This is a genomic window from Streptomyces sp. NBC_00250 (genome assembly GCF_036192275.1).
Taxonomy (GTDB): Bacteria; Actinomycetota; Actinomycetes; order Streptomycetales; family Streptomycetaceae; genus Streptomyces.
Map to the genome: position 1 here is coordinate 1,499,511 of NZ_CP108088.1, position 15,086 is coordinate 1,514,596.

Below are 15,086 nucleotides of genomic sequence, written 5' to 3' on the forward strand. Positions count from 1 at the left end.
GTCCGGCCGCGACGTTCACCTCGGAGGCCGAGTGCCCGGCCGGCGGACGATGCGGCGCTCGCGAACGGCTGCCGGTCCCGGTCAGCCGGCGAGGGTGGTGCTCAGCCAGTCGCGGTAGTGGGTGGGAGCCAGGCGCGCGCCGGGCCCGGGGGTGAGGACGTCGCCGCGGACGGCGGCGAACATGCCCGCCTGGTCGTCGACGACGACGGCGCGGCCGTCACCGCGGGCGGCCAGGGTGATCCGACCGATCTCGTCCAGCGCGAGGGGGTCGGGCCCGGCGACGTCGAGCGTGCCGTTCAGCGGCTCCCCGACGGCGACGTCGGCGAGGGCGGCGGCCACGTCGGCGGACGCGATCGGCTGCAGCGGGGTGGCGGGGAGACGGACTTCGCCGTCGGTCGCGGTCCAGGACATCACGGCGTCCATGAACTCGAAGAACTGGGTGGCGCGGACGATCGAGTACGGGGTGGGGCCGTCGCGCAGCAGGTCCTCCTGGAGCACCTTGGCGCGGTAGTAGTCCAGGTCGGGGACCTGCTCCACGCCGACGATCGACAGCGCGACCTGGTGGCGCACGCCCGCCCGCTCGCCTGCGCCGAGCAGGTTGCCCACGGTGGTGCGGAAGAAGTCGAGCGAGCGGTCGTCGAAGGTCGGGGAGTTGCTGACGTTGATGACCGTGTGGGCGCCGGCGAGGGCCTCGTCCAGGCCGGCGCCGGTGAGCAGGTCGACCCCCGAGGACAGGGACGCCGGGACCACGTCGTGGCCGGCCTTCCGGAGCACGGTGACGACCTGGGAGCCGATGAGGCCGGTGCCGCCGATGACGGTGATCTTCATGGTGTGCCTTCCTTCGTGGGCCGGTCATGCCCTCGGGGCACGGAACCCCGGGACTCAAACTCGGATACCCGATGTCCGAGATGATACTCGGATAGTATGTGTCCGAGTCAAAGGGGGAGGCGACATGAAACTGTCCGGTGGCGTGGAGTGGGCGCTCCACTGCTGTGTGGTCCTGACGGCGGCGAGCCGACCGGTGCCCGCGGCCCGGCTCGCGCAGCTGCACGACGTGTCGCCGAGCTACCTGGCCAAGCAGATGCAGGCGCTGTCGCGGGCGGGTCTCGTGCGATCCGTCCAGGGCAAGACCGGCGGGTACGTGCTGACCAGGCAGGCCGCCGAGATCACCCTGCTCGACGTCGTGCAGGCCGTCGACGGGCCCGACCCGGCGTTCGTCTGCACCGAGATCCGGCAGCGCGGACCGCTGGCGACCCCGCCGGAGAAGTGCACGAAGCCCTGCCCGATCGCCCGGGCCATGGGGGCCGCGGAAGCCGCGTGGAGGGCCTCGCTCGCGGGCACCACGATCGCCGATCTCGTCACGACGGTGGAGGGCGAGAGCGGGCCCGACGCACTCCCGGGAATCGGCTCCTGGCTGACCGCCGGCACGGACACGGCCGCGGGCACCGACGCCTCCCGCACCTGAAGCAAGAACGTACGCCTCCCGGACCCGAGGCGGGCACCGCCGCATCCCGAGGCCGAGACCGGCGTCTCCCGGACCCGAGACGGGCACCGGCGTCCCCAGAGGCCGAGACCGGCGTCTCCCGGACCCGAGGCCGAGACCGCCCGCCCACCGCCCTCCGAGCAGGCCCGCACGCGCGGGCCTGACGGGTGACATGGGGGCGGGTCGGCGACGCCTCCGCCGCCGGGCGGGTACGTCGCGGCCAATACTCCCGCCATGAGATCAGCTCGCTCCCCCTTCCGGACCCGCGCCGCCACGGTCACCGCGCTCTCCGCACTCCTCGCGCTCGGCTCCCCGGTCACGGCCCTCGGCGGCCCCACCGGCGGCGACGGTCACGACCGCCGGCCCTGCGTCGCCTCCCGGCTGCCCGACCGCGGCCCGGCACGCGACGTCCTACGGATCGCGGAGCGGGCCAAGGCCGAGATGGGCCTCAAGTCCGTGATCGTGCGGGTCACGGACGGCGACCGCGAGGTCGTCACCACCGCGCTCGGCGAGTCGATGACGGGCGTGCCGGCCGTCCCCGCCATGCACTTCCGGAACGGCAACATCGCCATCAGCTACCTGGGCACCGCGCTGCTGCGCCTGGTCGACCAGGGCGAGGTCCGTCTCGACGACCCCGTGTCGCGCTGGCTTCCGGACCTCGAGGACGGAGACAGGATCACCCTGCGGATGCTGGCCGCGTCCACCACCGGGCTCGTCGACTACGTCACCGCCGCCGGGTTCGGCGAGAGCGTCTACGCGAACCCGTTCCGCCAGTGGACGGCCAAGGAACTGGTCGCACTCTCGACGAGCCATCCGCGCTGGTACGAGCCGGGCACCAACTGGAGTTACTCGCACGCCAACTTCGTCCTGCTCGGCGCCGCCCTGGAGAAGATCACCGGGACCCGCCTCGACGTCCTGCTCCGGCACGAGGTCCTGCGCCCGCTCGGACTGCGCGAGACCCGCAACAGCTTCACGCCCGACATCCCCGAGCCCGTCCTGCACGCCTTCACCGCCGAACGGGGGACGTACGAGGAGTCCACCTTCTGGAACCCCTCGTGGACCACGGCGCCCGGCGCGGTGCAGACCACCGACATCTGCGACCTGGCCCGCTCGGCCGCCGGCATCGGATCGGGGGAGCTGGTGTCCCCGGCCTCGTACGAGGAGCTCCTGAACCCGGGGACGGTGGGCCTGGGCAAGCCGACCAAGACGTGCCCCGCGACGGTCTGCCTGGCGAACACCGAAGCCACCCACTACGGCATGGGGCTGCTCGTCCTGGGTGACTGGGTCGCGCAGCACCCGTTGTTCTTCGGCTACTCCGCCTCCCAGGCCTACCTCCCGTCGAAGCGCCTGGCCATCGCCGTCTCGACCACGAACGGCCCCACCGCCCGGGCCGGCCACAGCGCCCACACCATCGCCCGGCGCATCGCCGCCGCACTCGCCCCGGACCACCCGATCCCCGACTTCGGCTGACCCCCGCCCACCGGCGGCCCGACAGCCCGGCCGAGAAGACCCGGCCGGGCTCCGGCGCGGTCAGGCGCCCATCCGACCCGCGCCCCTCGCCGCTCCTGCCTGGGAGAGCTTCCAGAAGTCCGCGTAGCGGCCGCCGCGGCGCAGCAGTTCCTCGTGGCTGCCCTCCTCGACGAACCGGCCGCCGTCCAGGAAGGCGATGTGGTCGGCACGGCGGACCGTGCGGACGCGGTGCGCCACCATCACCACCGTCCGGCCCGCCATCAGGCGCTCGATTCCCTCGTGGACGGCCGCCTCGTTGACCGGGTCCAGTGCGGACGTCACCTCGTCGAGCAGCACGATGGGCGCGTTCTTCAGGAGTGCTCGCGCGATCGAGACCCGCTGGCGTTCTCCGCCGGACAGCAGTGCTCCGCCCTCGCCCACATGGGCCGACCACCCGCCGGGCAGCCGCTCGATCACTTCGTCAAGGCGTGCCGCGGCGGCCGCCGCCCGGACTTCGGCCTCGTCGGCGTCGGGACGGCCGAGACGTACGTTCTCCTCGATGGTGCCGTCGAAGAGACGGACGTCCTGGAAGACGATGGCGATCCGCTCCATCAGTTCCTCGGGGGCGATGGAGCGTACGTCCACGCCTCCCACGCGCACCGCGCCCCCGTCGACGTCGTGGAACCGTGCGACCAGCTGCAGCAGGGTGCTCTTGCCCGCACCCGACGGGCCGACCACGGCGAGCCGCCGGCCCGCGGGCACGGACAGCGACGCTCCGTCGATCACCGTACGGTCCCCGTGCCGGAAGGTGACCGCCTCGAACTCGACGTCGTGGCCCGCCGGTTGGACCGGTTCGGGCGGCTCCGGAAGCGGCTCGGTGCGCAGGACCTCGTCCAGTCTCGCCAGTACGGAACGCGCGCCGCGGAGTTTGCCGCCGATGTCCGTCAGGGAGAGCAGTGGACCCGCGCAGCGGGCGGCGAGGACCAGGATCGTCAGCACCTCCGCCACGCCGACGTGTCCGCCGAGCGCGAGGTGGGCCCCCAGGACCAGCAGCACGGTGAGCATCGCCTGCACCGTGAGCGTCAGGCCCACCACGCCGGGCAGCGCCGACAACGTGGAGCGGCGGGAGGCCCGTCGCACTTCCCGTAGCGACTCGTCGAGCAGCCGGAAGCGTTCGGCGGTACGGCCGCCGGCCCGCAGCACCGGCTGGGCCCGCAGATACTCGACGACCCGCCCGGTCGCCTCGTGGTCGCGCTCGGCGCGCTCGGCGTCGTCGGCGGCCATCGCGCGCCCGGTCAGGATCTGGATCGCCACCACCAGGGGAACGAAGGCCGCCGCGGCGAGCCCCAGCTGCCAGTCGAAGGCGAGCATCACGGCGAGGATCGTCAGCGGGGTCACCGAGGCGGAGACCAACGGCGCCAGCAGATGCGCGATCACCCCCATCGCCTGCAGGACACCACTGCCCGCCAGGACCGACACCTCGCCGACGCGGCCCGCGCCGTACCAGCCGAGGGGCAGCCGGGCCAGATGGTCGCCCAGCCGGTGGTACATGCCGCGCAGCAACGAGGCCCCGACGCGGAACCCGGACAGATCGCTGAGGTAGCGCAGCGTCGCGTAGACCGCGATGGCGGCCCCGAACGCGACGAGCCAGAGCCGGGCGTCCTCCGGCGTGGGGCCGAAGAGGGCCCGCAGCACGGGAACGAGCAGCGCGTAGGACAGTCCTTCGACGACCGCGGTCGTCGTCATCAAGGCCAGGGTGCGTCGCATCGGCCGGGCGTACTCGCGTCCGAGGACGCGGAGCAGCAGCTGAATCATCGGGGCTCGCCTCCTCGCCGTACGTCACCATGGGACCCGGCACCACGATCGCCACCGGAAGGGCCGTGCGTGGCGAACGCGTCGGCGGTCGCCACTCGGTGGAATTGCCAGAAGGCGGCGAACTTCCCTCCCTGCGCCAGGAGTTCGTCGGGTGCACCACGTTCGACGATCATCCCGTTCTCCAGCAGCACGACGGTGTCGGCGTCCGTGATCGTCTCCAGGCGATGGGCGATGACGAGCAGGGTCCGCTCGCCCTCAAGCGTCGCCAGGGCCCGGCGCACCGCCTGTTCGGTCTCCGGATCGGCGAAGGCGGTCGCCTCGTCGAGCACCAGAACGGGCGCGTCCCCGAGCAGCGCGCGGGCGAGCGAGATCCGCTGTGCCTCCCCGCCCGACAGTCCGGCGTCCTCGCCGATCACCGAGTCGTATCCGCGGGGCAGTTCGAGAACGCGCTCGTGGATGCCGGCGAGACGGGCCGCGCGCACCACGTCGTCGAGGTCGGCGTGCGGAACGGCCAGGGCGATGTTGTCCGCGACCGACGCGCGCAGCAGCCGGACGTCCTGGAAGACGAAGGACACCGTCCGGTAGAGGTCCTGGCCGCTCAGCTCGCGCAGGTCGACGCCGCCGAGAAGGACCGAGCCGTGGGTCGGGTCGAAGAACCGCGGCAACAGCTGGACCAGGGTGGACTTTCCGCTCCCCGACGGTCCGACGATCGCGGTGACCGTTCCCGGTTCGAGCACCAGGTCGATCCCGCGCAGCACCTCGTGCCCGGCTTCGTATCCGAAGCGGACGTCCCGCAGTTCCACCCGGTGTCCTCGCGGCGCCACCGGGTGCGCGGGTTCCGGCAGTGCCGGCACCGCGAGTACGTCCCTGATCCGGCCGACCGCACGCCGCGCGGCCTGCATCTCGTCGAAGCCGTGTCCGAGGGCGGCCACGGGAGCCGTCAGGCCGAGGCCGAGCAGCAGGAAGGGCAGCAGATCGGCGGGGGCCAGGCCGCCGTCGGTGATCAGCGTCGTACCGCCGATCAGCACGACGAGGAGGACGAACGGCGGAGACAGCGCGAGCTGCATCCCCGCGGCGATCCCGGAGATGCCGTGCACCCACCGGTGGAAGGTGGCGACGAACTCGTCCGCTGCCGCGCGGAAGGCGCCGTGGGCGCGCCCGGATCCGCCGAACGTCTTGACCACCGCGATGCCCTGGACGAACTCGACGACGGAATTCGTGATCCGTCCCATGCCCGCGTCGAACTCCTCCTGTTCGCGCAGCCGGGCCGGGGTCATCATCAGGGGGACCAGGGCCACCGCGAGGATCACCGGGATCAGGGTGATCAGGGTGAGCCGCCAGTCGACGGTGAGCAGGTAGACGAGCGATACGAGCGGCACCACGAACGCGGACACCAGCTCACCGGGGGTGTGCGCGATGAACGGGTGGACGGCGCTCACGTCCTCCCCCACCACCTTGGCCAGTTCACCGGTCCGGCGCCGGGAGAACCAGCCGATCGGTACGCTCCCCAGCTGCGCGGCCAGCCGGCGACGGAACGCCAGTTGTACCCGACCGTCGAGAAGGTGCCCGATCCCGGAGGACGCCGCCGTGCACAGCAGTTGGACGAACATGCCGGCCGCACCGGCGATCACGACGAACCGGACGTGATCGTGATCGGCCGGGCCGGGCGCGAGGAGCGTGCGCCCGAGTTCGACGACCGCGAGCAGCGGCGCCAGACCCGCGACGGCTCCGACGACCTGCAGAGCGACGACGGCGGCGAAGCTCCGGGCATGGGGGCGCAGGAGCCCCGCAAGGGTGGGTCCCGCCGCCGCGGGCTCTTCGTGCGGCAGTGCTGACTGCTCGTTCATCGCGCGCTACCCGGCCACCGCGCGGTGCAGGACCGCGCCGACCTCGGCCAGCTGTCGCTGGGAGACGTCGGCGGACAGGATCGCCTGGGAGCCGTGGAAGGTGCCGGGCCACTGGTGCAGTTCGACCGAGACTCCCGCTTGGAGCAGGCGGAGGGCATAGGTGATGCCGACGTCGCGGTACGGGCAGAACTCCGCGCCGGCGATGAAGGCGGGCGGCAGACCGGACAGGTCTTCGGCCCGCGCCGGGGCGGCGTACGGGGTGGCGGGGGCGCCGCCCAGCCAGTGCCGCCAGGACGCGGCGGCGTGCACGTGACCGCCCGCGAGCGTCTCGGCGAGGTGGCCTCTGGTCCAGTTCTCCGGCCGGTCGTCGAGCCCCGGCTGGTTGAGCAGCTGGAAACAGATCCGTGGCCCTTGCTCGTCCCGGGCCCGCAGGGCGACCGCCGCGGCGATGCCGCCGCCCGCGCTGTGGCCGCCGACCGCTATCCGTTCCGGGTCGAGGCCGAGTTCGGCCGCGTGGCCGGCCGCCCAGGTCAGCACGGCGTAGGCGTCGTCGACGGCGGCCGGGAACCGGTGCTCGGGGGCCAGCCGGTAGCCCACCGAGATCACCACGACGTCGGAGAGGGCCGCGAGCCGGGAGGCCCACGGGTGGTCGGTGTCCACATCGCCCATGACCCAGGAGCCGCCGTGCAGCCACACGATGGCGCCCTCCGCCTTGTGCGGCCGGTAGATCCGCACGGGGACGTCCGGCGCGCCGGGCACGGGCACGGCGTGGTCCTCGATCTCCATGCCCGTGGTGTCGAAGGCCGGGGCAGCCGCGGCCCGTGCGGCGTAGTTCCTGCGGTCGGCGAGCGGGTCGCTGAGATCGATAGGGGGGATCAGGGGGACGAATGCTTCCAGTTCGGGATCCATGCCGGCCATCCTCGCTCGGGCCGCCCCCTGGTTCACCCGCCAACTGTCGGGCATCCGGCCCCCATTGCGCGCCGACCGGCGCCACCCCTGCCGTGCGGAGGGCCGTATCCTCCAGCCATGGAGGCACTGTCCGAACGGCTGTCAGACCTGGACTCGCACGTCCACGGCGCGATTCGCGTCATCGCTTTCTACGACACGCTGATGCGCCGCAGGGTCGATGTCCCCGCGCTCGCCCGGTCCTCCGCGGGCCTGGCCGCGTGCGTGGTCGGAATCGGGATCCACGGCACGGGACGGGTCGTCCGCATCGCGCCGGACGGGAGGGAGGCACCCTGCCCTCCGCAGCCCACCTCCAGCACGGCGCCGATCACCCTCGACGAGGAGGAGATCGGCACGGTGTGGCTGGAGCGTCCCGGAGCGCCGAGTCCCCTCGACGAGGTCCTCCTGGACCGGCTCGCCCTCGCCACCGCGACGGTCGTCGAACGGTACGGCCCGGCCCGCACCACCATGGCCGACCCCGCCCTCGTCGAACTGGTCGTCAGCCCGGACACCGACGAAGCGGCCCGGGCCCGTGCCCTGCGCCTCCTTGGTTTCCCCGCCGGTCAGCCGCTGCGCGCCGTCGCTGTACGCACCCGCCTTCCGCTCGACAAGGTCGGCGTCCTGCTCTGTCCCACCGGCCCGGTGAAGGCGGCACCGCTCTCCGACAGCGGCGTCATCCTGGCCGCCACCGTCGTCGCCCCCGAGCGGTTTCCGGCCGGCGTCCGTGCGGGCATCGGCGCCGTGGAGGGACCCGCCCGCTCCTGGGAGCAGGCCCGCACCGCCCTCCGCTTCACGAGTGCCCGCCGACCCGCCCTCCACTACGCCGAGTTGGGGGCGCTGGCCCTCCTCGCGCAGGTGCCGCAGGAGGCCGTACGCGACAACGCCGACGTCGCCGCCATCGCCGACATCTCCGGCAACCCGGAGGATCTGGAGACGCTGGACGCCTACTGCGCCACCGGCTCCCTGCGCCGGGCCGCCCACCTGCTCCATCTGCACCACAGCAGCGTCGCCGGACGGCTCGAACGCCTCGGCAAGGCCCTCGGGATCGAACTGACCAGTCCCACCGGGCTGTTACGGGCGCAGTTCGCCCTCGCCGCGTGGCGTCTGCTCGACGGTTGAGGGGGAGACGTCAGGCGGGAACGCGAGCCGGCCCCCGCCGGGAGAGACGCAGCACGCGCAGGACGCACGGAGGCGTGAGGAGCCATTCCGGGCGCCGGACCATGCCCGCGATCTCGCTGAACCGCACGCACACGGCCTCGTCGTGCTGCGCCGCGAGGGTGACCCGGTTCATGTACCGGTTGATCAGATCGGTGCCCGGAGGCTTCTTGCCCCGGGTGCCGGGGTACGCGAAGTCGCTGCCGACCGTGACGGACCAGGCGACGGCCACCGACCCGGCGGCGGCCCGGAAGTAGCGGCGCGCGAAGGTCCGGTCGACCGAGCGGGACTGCTGCAGGGCCTGGCCCAGCGCTTCCGCCTGCAGGGCTGCGGTGCTCATGCCCTGTCCGTGGACGGGATCGAGGCTGCACACGGCGTCGCCGATCAGGACCCATCCGGTGGGGTGGCGTCGCATGTGCTCGACATGACGGCGCTGGTTCGCGACGAACCGGTGGCCGACCGCCGTGCCGAGGGGCTCCGACGCGGCCATCACGTCGGCGATCACCGGCGAGTCCAGGGAACGGGCGAAGGCGAGCCGTCCCGCCTCGTCCATCGGCGGCAGCTCGCCGTTGACGCCGACCAGGGCCACGATCCACCGGTCGCCCTCCCACGGCAGGGCCATCGCCAGGCGCCTGGTGCCGGGGGCCCCGATCACCGCGGCCGCCTTCCAGTCCCGCGCGGGCCGCCGGCCGCGGCGGTAGATCCGGCTGACGTAGTGGGTGTCGACGGTGACCACGGAGGTGGGCGGCTCCCCGTAGCCCAGCTCCTTCAGCCAGCCGAGGCTCCTGGCCTGCCGCCCGGTGGCGTCGACGAGCAGCTCGCAGTCGAGGGCGCTGCCGTCGGACAGCCGGACGCCGGTGATCCGGGTCCCGTGGTCGCCGGTGAGCACCCCTTCGGCCGGGGCGCCGCCACGGAGCGTGACGCCGGGGAGGTTCGCGACGCGTCGGCGGACGGTCGTCTCCAGGAAGGGCCGTGACATCACGGGCCCGACCATGTGGGTGGCAGGCCGGATCAGGGGTCCCCCGCCCTGGTGCCAGTAGAAGTCGCGGCAGATGTCGAAGGGCGTCGCCCCGCCGGCGTACAGCTCCTCGATCACGCCGGGGAACCAGCCTTCGAGGAGTCGGGTGCCCGCGTGCAGCAGCAGGTGCGGCTGTCTGCCCTGGGGAACGTGCGGGCGTCGGCCGGCGTCCGTGGTCAGCTGGTCGCGGTCGATCACCGTCACGCTGCCGAAGTGCTCGGAGAGCACGCGAGCCGCGCACAGCCCCGCCATGCTCGCGCCCACGACGACCGCGCGGCCCCCCGGTCCGCCTGAGCTTCTCGTGTTCACGGGGGCCTCCCACGCGGCGTTCCGCCCCCTCATTCTCCTCCGGGTGGTCCGGGCCCGCGTCCCGTGGTCCCCTGCGGTCTCCTCGCGGATGGTGCGCGGGATCAGGCCCGGCCGGGCCCGCGGACGCCTTCCGGACGGGCTTGGGCGGGTGCCGGGGGTCGGTCCGCGCGGCGCGGGTCGGCGGCCCGGGTGATCGCCGCCTCGACGGCCGTGATCCGGTCGGCGAGCAGGTCGAGCGCCGCGACCGCCCGCGTCAGCGGGTCGTCGGCGACTCCGCCGAGCCTCTGGGTGCGGGTGTGGGCGGCTATGACCTCCGACCAGCGGTCCGCCTGCGCGTCGGTCAGGGTGCCCCGGAGTCCGGCGAGTTTGAGGAGGTTGGTCTCGGCTTCGCCGGTGAGGGTCTGGGCTTCGGCGGTGTAGTGGTCGTCGATGACGGCGGCGAGTTCGGCCTCGTTCATGGCGGGTGCGATGCGGGCCGTGATCTTGTTCATGTTCCGGTACGAGCCCTGGAGCCGGAAGGGCGGCTCGGTGCGGGTCGAGTCGGATCGGGCGGCGGACGCGAGGTAGGCGGCGTTGACCGCCAGGACGGTCTCGCGGGCGGTCAGCAGATGGCGCAGGACGGCGAGGACGCGGTCGAGTTCGGCCGGGGCGTAGGGGTGGGCGAGGCGGTCCCGGCGTGCGGTGGGGTCGTCCGCCGCGAGGCGGGTGAGCAGCTCCAGGTCGGCGGGGTCGCGGCCGGCGAGCGGTGCCAGGACGGGGTGGGAGGTGAGGGCGTTCTCGACGAAGCTGAGGGCGAAGGCCTCCTCCTTGCCGGTCAGGACGTCGCCGAGGTTCCAGACGTCGGCGCGGTTGGCGAGCATGTCGGGGACCCGGAAGCGCTGCCCGGACTCGGTGTAGGGGTTTCCGGCCATGCAGACGGCGAAGCGCTTGCCCCTCAGGTCGTGGCCGCCGAGCGTGCGGGTGGCGTCGCAGAGGGGGATGAACTTCTGGAGCAGCTCGGCCGAGCAGTGCTGGATGTCGTCCACGTACAGCAGGACGTTGTTGGCCGCGGCCAGGGCGAACGCGATCTTCTCCAGTTCCCGGCGCGCGGCCGCGTCGGGCGCCTCGTCCGGGTCGAGCGAGGTCGTGGCCCGGCCGAGGGCCGGCCCGTCGATCGTGACGAGGAGGAGGCCCAGGCGGTCGGCGACGTACTCGATCAGGGTCGTCTTGCCGTAGCCGGGCGGGGAGAGGAGCAGCAGCAGGCCGTGGGAGTCGGTGCGCTTGGCATCGCCCGCGGCCCCGAGCTGCTTGGCGAGGTTGTCGCCGATCAGGGGGAGGTAGACCTCGTCGACGAGCCGGTTGCGGACGAAGGTGGACATGACGCGCGGCCGGTACTCGTCGAGCCGCAGCCGGGCGCGTTCGGCGGCGACGAGTTCGGCCCGGGTCCGCTGGTAGGCGCGGAAGGCGGGCACGTCCTCGGCGGCGAACTCCGCCGTCCTGGCGAGGAATTCGTCCAGGCGCAGTCGCAGCGCACCTCCTCGGACCCGGGGGTGGGTGCCGAGGAGCCCGCCGACCGTCGCCGTGGTGGGGGCGTCCACCTCGTAGCGGTCGAGGCCCGGGGTGAGTTCGACGGTGACGGCCTCCGCGAGCACGCCGTCGTCGACCGGCTCGCCGGAGGCCGAGGCATAGGCGCCGAGCCAGCCTTCGACGAGCTGTCGCCGGGCGGCGGGGTCGGTGAACGCGGCGAGGTCGTCGTCGTAGGCGGAGCTTCCGACGGCCCTGCGGAACTTGTCCAGGAAGGTGCGTGCCGTCTCGGAGACGGCGAAGCCCCGTCCTCCGGCGGCGAGTTCCTCCACGAGGTAAGCGGCGGCCGTCGCGTCCCCGATCGCGGCGGCCAGCTCCCGCCGGAGGCCGTCGAGGGGCGAGGTGGTCCCGAAGAGGTCCCGGGCCCTGGTCAGGGAGACCGCCCGGCGGGTCCACTGCTCCCGGGCCCCGGACGTGGGGAGGCCCGCCCAGAAGATCTGCGCCGCCGCGCGTGCCGCCGCCGGATGGCGGAGCGGGCCCGCGTGCTCCCGCAGCCCGAGCACGGCGTCCAGGACGAGGGCCGCGTCGTGGTCGTGGACGCCCCGCTCGTAGCCTTCGTCGTACGCGGCCGATGCCGCCTCTCGTACGAGTTCGGGCAGGTCCGCGCCCGCCAGGGCGTCGGCGCCGTGTTCGGCGAGGAGACGTGCGGCCAGGTACTCGGAGCGGTAGACCCCGGGCGACTCGGAGGGCAGGGCGCGTTCCCAGTACGGCCGGGTGGCGGCGAAGTCCGGGTCGGGGACGGGGGCGCGGTAGTCCGTGCCGGTGATCGCGAACGCGAGGGCGTCGCCGTACGGGACGAGCGTCAGCTCGGTGGCCTGCCGGTTGACGGCGAAGTGGTGCCGGCCGAGCCGCAGGGTGTCGCCTCCGCGGGAGAACAGGTCGGCGCGGTCCCGCAGGGCGCGCCCGGCCTCCTGCCGGGCGGCGGCGAGACGGCCCTCCAGCTCCTCCGCCCTGACCTGGTCGCCGAGTTCCCGGAGTTCGTCGGCGGTCCGGCGGAGCCTGACGACCATGGCGTCGGAGGCGAAGTAGGTGTGTACGTCGTCGAGGCCGTCCAGGGCGGAGGCGCGTCGGGCGATCGCGTCCAGGACCCGGCCCGCCGTGCCGGCCAGACGTTCGGCGCGCCGGGCGCGGGCGTCCCTGAGCGACTGCTCGCGCGCGGCGAAGGCGTCCTGAATGTCGGTGCGCCGCTCGGCGAGGTCGGCGAGGAATCCGTCGTGCTCGGGGAACCGGGACTCCAGGTTCTCCACCTGGAGCAGCAGGCGGCCGAGGTGCTCCTCGCAGAGTTCGGGGGTGTCGGACGCCGCAAGGGCGGCGGTGACGGCCTGTCCGAGCAGGGCGGACTCGGCGGCGAACTCGGCCCGGCCCTCGCCGTCGAGGAGTTCGGCGCGGCGGGCCGTGAGCACGGCCCTCGCCCGGTTGACCGCGCCCAGCACTCCGGCGATCCGCTCCTGGATCGAGGTGCGGACGGTCGCGTCTCCGATGTCGAGACCGGCCACGATCTCGCCGAGCGTACGCAGTCCGGCGGTGTGCGCGTCGAGCCGCTCGGCGACGGGTCCCGTCGCGGCGACGGCGGTCAGGGCCCCCGCCTCGGCCTCGATCCGCTCCACGTCGGCGTGGTGGCCGGTGAAGGCCTCGTCGCCGTGGAGGAAGTCGACGACGCGCCGGGCGGCCGCGGTGATGTCCTCCTCGATGTCCCGGGCGAGGGCGTCGATGCCGTCGGTGTCCGCGTACCGCATCTCCTTGAGGGTGATCAGCCGCCCCTGGGCGCGGCGGAGTTCGGTGATCCGCGCGATCCATTCCTCGGCGGTGGTGGGAGCCTCCCCGCGGACGAGCCGGGCGAGCCTGCCGATCCGCTGCCCCGCCTCCACCAGGGCCTCGGCCGCCTGCCGGGTGAGGGCCGTCACCGTCTCGAATTCGCCGAGGACCTGCTCGGCGGTGGCGCGCACCTCGTCGAGCGGGGTGCGGAGGTCCCCGGCCTCGGGGGCTCCCAGCCAGTGGTGGGCGTCGGCCGCGCGGGCGCACGCGGTGACGAGCGCCTCGTACACCTCGCCGGTCGGTGTGGGTTCGGTGGCCTGCCGGGCGATGGACAGGCAGTCGGAGATGCCCCGGACGAGATCCGCGTTGCCGATGCGTCCCAGTGGTCCGTCCGTCGTGCCGGTCGCATGGGTGTCGGCGACGTACGGGGTGCGCCAGATCTGCACCGGATGGAGCCGGCCGGGCTCCCCGTCGCCGGCCCGCAGCACGGTCATCGTGCCGTCGTCGAAGAGGGCGTAGCCGCTGCCGGTGACGGGATTCGCGATCTCCTTGCGGATGAGGTTGTACGGAAGGAGGAGGCAGCGGCCCTCGTTCTGGTCGTGGAAGACGTAGAGGAGGTCCTCGCCGTCGGGCGAACGGACCACCCGCTCGAAGGCCGGCCCGTCGGCCCCCGTAGCGGAGGGGTGCGCGGCGTCGAAGGACTTCGCAGTGTCGAGGGACGTCAGGGTGTCGAAGGTCTTCACGGTGCCCGAGGAGAGGCAGTAGCCGCCGGGGAACACGATCCCCTCGTCCCCGGGGAGCCGCAGGCAGGCCCGTCCGATGCCGTCCAGCCTGACGACGGTCCCGGTCAGGGTGTTGAGGACGAGGTGGCGGTCGGTCTCCTCCTTGTACGGGCGGACGCGGGCCAGGAGCAGACGGCCCACGGTGGCGTACGCGACATCGGCGTCGGCCAGCGACTGCAGGGGCTCGTCGACCGGCTCCGCGTGGACGCCCTCCCCCGTCCCGGTGTCGTTCTCCGTCTTGACCGTCAGCGTCCCGCCCGCCGTGGACAGGAAGGCGCGGCCGCCGAGCGAGATGTGCGGGTACCGGCCCGGCACGTGGTCGTCCCGGGTCGTCCCCACCCAGTCGACGTCGTACGAGGGGGGCAGGACGTGATCGCGCTCCCCTCGCGCGTCCAGGAACGCCGTCTCTCCGGCCGGACCGACCGACCACCGCAGGACGCGGAGGTCTTCGGCCTGCTCCCCGACCCGGAAGACGGCCAGCAGCCGGCCCTCCACCCGGCGGAGCCGGACCAGGCGGGCGCCCCTGAAGTAGCGGTGCAGCGCCGAGAACTCCCGTACGAAGGCGGGGTCGTCGAGCAGTCCGGGCACGGCGTCGGCGGCCAGCGCGTTCAGGTCGCGGTCGTACAGCGTGAAGACGTCACCGACCGGCCTCTCGGCGCTGTGCTCGGCGGCCGTGAGACTGCCGAGGAGCAGAATGCCGTCGCCGACGGCGACGACGTCCCGCGCGACCGCGTTCCGTTCGGTGCGCAGTCGGCCGGTGCCGGCGAGGTCGAGCTCACCGGAGCCGTACTCGGCGGTGCGGGCCCGGTTCAGTTCCCCGGCGCGCCGGGCGAGTTCGGTGCCCTGCGTGGCCAGCCGGTCACGCAGCACGGCGTACGTGTCCTGGTCGATTCCGGCGCTCATCCCGTTCCGCTCCCCTGTGAAGGTGGTGAAGGGGGTCCGGTGCCGTGCCCCCCGCGCACGGC

8 protein-coding genes and 1 pseudogene are annotated in these 15,086 nt (G+C 73.4%); 3 read left to right on the forward strand and 6 right to left on the reverse strand.

Annotated elements, in window-relative coordinates:
* Positions 1-81: 81 nt before the first annotated feature.
* Positions 82-828 (reverse strand): SDR family oxidoreductase, encoded by a 747-nt coding sequence (locus tag OG259_RS06610; RefSeq protein WP_328941353.1) that lies wholly within the window; start codon positions 826-828, stop codon positions 82-84.
* Between the two features lie 124 nt (positions 829-952).
* Here OG259_RS06610 and OG259_RS06615 point away from each other — a divergent pair, with 124 nt between their 5' ends.
* Both OG259_RS06615 and OG259_RS06620 read left to right on the forward strand, forming a co-directional pair.
* On the forward strand, positions 953-1,465 hold the full coding sequence (locus OG259_RS06615; protein ID WP_328941354.1) for an RrF2 family transcriptional regulator: 513 nt from the start codon (positions 953-955) through the stop codon (positions 1,463-1,465).
* A gap of 252 nt (positions 1,466-1,717) precedes the next feature.
* Entirely contained in the window at positions 1,718-2,953 is a 1,236-nt protein-coding gene (locus OG259_RS06620; RefSeq protein WP_328941355.1) for a serine hydrolase domain-containing protein, read from the forward strand.
* Between the two features lie 60 nt (positions 2,954-3,013).
* On the opposite strand, the gene OG259_RS06625 is transcribed toward OG259_RS06620, so the two are convergent.
* The 3 genes and pseudogenes from OG259_RS06625 to OG259_RS06635 all read right to left on the reverse strand — a co-directional run bounded on the left by OG259_RS06625 (position 3,014) and on the right by OG259_RS06635 (position 7,503).
* Positions 3,014-4,747, reverse strand: coding sequence for an ABC transporter ATP-binding protein (locus OG259_RS06625; protein ID WP_328941356.1), 1,734 nt, complete (start codon positions 4,745-4,747; stop codon positions 3,014-3,016).
* A pseudogene (locus tag OG259_RS06630) lies at positions 4,744-6,573 on the reverse strand (ABC transporter ATP-binding protein); the annotation flags it as partial. The gene OG259_RS06625 and the pseudogene OG259_RS06630, both read right to left, overlap by 4 nt.
* A 27-nt stretch (positions 6,574-6,600) precedes the next feature.
* The gene (locus OG259_RS06635; RefSeq protein WP_328941358.1) at positions 6,601-7,503 is read right to left on the reverse strand and encodes an alpha/beta hydrolase; all 903 of its coding nucleotides are present in this window, start codon (positions 7,501-7,503) and stop codon (positions 6,601-6,603) included.
* Positions 7,504-7,620: 117 nt separating this feature from the next.
* On the opposite strand from OG259_RS06635, the gene OG259_RS06640 reads away from it, so the two are divergent.
* Positions 7,621-8,658: a helix-turn-helix domain-containing protein gene (locus tag OG259_RS06640; protein ID WP_328941359.1), complete on the forward strand. Its 1,038-nt coding sequence runs from the start codon at positions 7,621-7,623 to the stop codon at positions 8,656-8,658.
* 10 nt (positions 8,659-8,668) lie between these two features.
* Here OG259_RS06640 and OG259_RS06645 read toward each other — a convergent pair whose 3' ends face one another.
* Complete coding sequence (locus OG259_RS06645) at positions 8,669-10,021, reverse strand: FAD-dependent oxidoreductase (RefSeq protein ID WP_328941360.1); 1,353 nt, start codon at positions 10,019-10,021, stop codon at positions 8,669-8,671.
* 101 nt (positions 10,022-10,122) lie between these two features.
* Complete coding sequence (locus OG259_RS06650; protein ID WP_328941361.1) at positions 10,123-15,024, reverse strand: DNA repair ATPase; 4,902 nt, start codon at positions 15,022-15,024, stop codon at positions 10,123-10,125.
* Positions 15,025-15,086: the final 62 nt, after the last annotated feature.

What these genes read in the sequence shown, in the direction of transcription:
- OG259_RS06610 (WP_328941353.1), bottom strand. Translation starts at nt 828, where the DNA reads ATGAAGATCACCGTCATCGGCGGCACCGGCCTCATCGGCTCCCAGGTC.
- OG259_RS06635 (WP_328941358.1), bottom strand. Translation starts at nt 7,503, where the DNA reads ATGGATCCCGAACTGGAAGCATTCGTCCCCCTGATCCCCCCTATCGAT.
- OG259_RS06615 (WP_328941354.1), top strand. Translation starts at nt 953, where the DNA reads ATGAAACTGTCCGGTGGCGTGGAGTGGGCGCTCCACTGCTGTGTGGTC.
- OG259_RS06620 (WP_328941355.1), top strand. Translation starts at nt 1,718, where the DNA reads ATGAGATCAGCTCGCTCCCCCTTCCGGACCCGCGCCGCCACGGTCACC.
- OG259_RS06650 (WP_328941361.1), bottom strand. Translation starts at nt 15,024, where the DNA reads ATGAGCGCCGGAATCGACCAGGACACGTACGCCGTGCTGCGTGACCGG.
- OG259_RS06625 (WP_328941356.1), bottom strand. Translation starts at nt 4,747, where the DNA reads ATGATTCAGCTGCTGCTCCGCGTCCTCGGACGCGAGTACGCCCGGCCG.
- OG259_RS06640 (WP_328941359.1), top strand. Translation starts at nt 7,621, where the DNA reads ATGGAGGCACTGTCCGAACGGCTGTCAGACCTGGACTCGCACGTCCAC.